Here is a 2,389-nt window from a genome sequence, read left to right on the forward strand (position 1 = left end):
GCCAAGGTCCGCAGCGAACGCCAGCAACGCTGGGGCCGCCCACGCCCCAAAGCCGCCTGATCAACCCCGGCAACGTTCGTGGTCAACGCACTAGATGTTTGATCCGCCGCCGGAGGTGTTGTTCCACCAGGCGCTGTAGGAGTTCAGCGAGTACTGCTTCTGCACGCCGCTGGTCGAGGTGATCTCGATGCCGTACTGCATCGTGTCGAAGGTGGTGTTGCGCAGGAGGTTCTGCGACGCGGCCCATCGCCAGACCGCCGAGGCGTCGATGGTGCCGGTGTCGCTCTGCTGGGCGGGGATGAGCTGCAGGACGTTCCAGCCGGGATTGGCCTGCCAGACCGACGCGTACAGGACGCCGCCGATGGTCACGTTGGACGCGATCTGCCTTCCCCAGCCGCCTGCCGTCCCGGACCAGCTGGTGAAGACCATGATCTCGTCCTGGTTGCCGGTCGACCAGAAGTCGCTCGTCCAGTCCCAGTAGTCACTACCGGAGACGGGAGCCGACGATGTGTTGTACCAGAAGCCCGCCGAGCTCAACTGCGACAACGGCGTCTGGGGTCGGACCGCCGTGTTCGGGTAGGACTTGATCCCGCCGCCGGAGTGGTTGGCGTCGACGTACCAGGACTTGATGCTGTTGACGGTCAGGCATTGCGGGCCGTGGTTTTGGCCCCACATGTCGTTGTAGATCGTCCAGGTGTTCTGGGTGTACTGACCCCACTGGTCGCAGGTGGAGTAGACCTGGGCCTGCGCCGGAGACGCGATGCTCAGGCACCCGGCGATCACGGCGGCTATCAGGGCCAGCCGACCGAACCCGGCCGACTTGCTGCTGATGGATTTAAGGGCCTGCCATCTCATGTGTCCCTCCGAGGACGGCGATGGGTTGTTCCGGACCCCCGGTCTGGTGGCGGACTCTGGCGCGGCGAGGTGTCGCTCGCCGACGAGTCCGGGCTCGGGACGGCGCGACCCAGTCCCGTCCGAGGTGCTTGCGCAGTTGGCCGACTGATCGGCTTGACGGCCGGCCCTGGGCAAGGTGGTTCCTTCCCCTGCTCGCAGTTGTAGTCCCCGCCGAAAGCGAGGCGGCCGAGACGGTCTATCAGTTGACGTGTTGACACCTTCACTCCGTTCGCATGCGGTGCTGCTCGCGATGGTGGGTGGCTCGTGTCGTCGAGGTGGCGCGCTCAAGAACTGCGGGAACGGTGCTCGGTCCCCTCACCTTCAAGCACCGGGCTTGCCAGACGCAGGTGCGAAGTATCGAAGCGCTTGCGCCTATGGACAGTAATGATGGGATGTCTGAACGGCAAGCCTCTGCGCAGGAAGACACATTTCTTTCACCGGCGGGCATCGCTATTCGAAGCGCTTCTGTCGAATCGCTTCGAATAGCATCGGCGGCGCCCGCCGCCTGGCCTTCACGGAACCGCTACTGGCCTTGGTGGATGTGGCGGAAGGTGCCGGGGCAGGTGCCGATGTGACGGGTGATGAACTTCCCGAAGTTGGTGGGGTCGGGCAAACTCAGACGGCGGGCCATGGTCGCCACCGGCTCATCTGTGTGCGCCGGCAACCGCTGCACCTGGGCAGATCACCATCATCCGCGCCCGGAACATGGCCCGGGGCATCGCCGCACGGGCCCCGGTGGGCGGGCACTCAGCGACCGTCACCGCCAAGGATCCCGCCAAAGCCGCGCGCACTCGCCGACGAGCTGGGCGCGCACGCCGGAACCGGCCCACCAACACCGCTACCGGATACGGCGACGCCCACCTACAGCGCCCTGGTCAACACGGCCTTCAGCAGCTGCCCGGAGATCTACGGCGGCGGCAATACTTCCGTGACAAGCTGCTGGGTACCGCTGCCGTCAATCGGGGGTCCGAGGACTCCGCGTCCGAGAGACGCGATGCACCGCCCGTAGCACCAGGATGAGCACCGTGACCGCCAGTGCGCCGTTGAGAGTGTCCATGATCATGACGACGGGGTGGGGCGCAAGCAACAGGCTCGGCAGCCTGGCGCTGATCATCCCCAGGCCCATGAGCAGGGGGAGCCATGCCCGAGAGAATCGCATGCCTTGATCGGGACTCTTCCCCTTCCGAATCTCGGTCCGCTCCCACCACCGGAAGGCGAGACTCATGAGGACCAGCGCGCACCCCATCGCGACCACGGACCAGTCCATGAACCGCAACATCACAACTCCTTCATCGGCAGGAGGATCTTCGTCCCGCGGGTGTTCGCAGTCAAGGAGCCGGCGCCCCGCAGCAGCCCTGGGCGCCCCTTATGCGTCCGTGCCCCGTGGGTTTGAAGTACCTGCCGTGATGGGGGTCGTGTCTCCTTACGTTGTTCCTGGGTCTGATTCCGGTCACTCGTAGGATCGGAAGGCCCAGGGATGCTGGGTGTGGCTGCG

General features: G+C 65.5%; 1 protein-coding gene. It reads right to left on the reverse strand.

Annotated features, from left to right (window positions below; all coding sequences use genetic code 11):
- Positions 1-90: 90 nt before the first annotated feature.
- Positions 91-855 carry a glycoside hydrolase family 12 protein gene (locus ACZ4MF_RS48845; RefSeq protein ID WP_467500897.1) on the reverse strand — a complete coding sequence of 255 codons (765 nt, stop codon included), beginning with the start codon at positions 853-855 and terminating at the stop codon, positions 91-93.
- Between the last annotated feature and the right edge of the window lie 1,534 nt (positions 856-2,389).

The organism is Streptomyces sp. NPDC025793 (assembly GCF_055558375.1).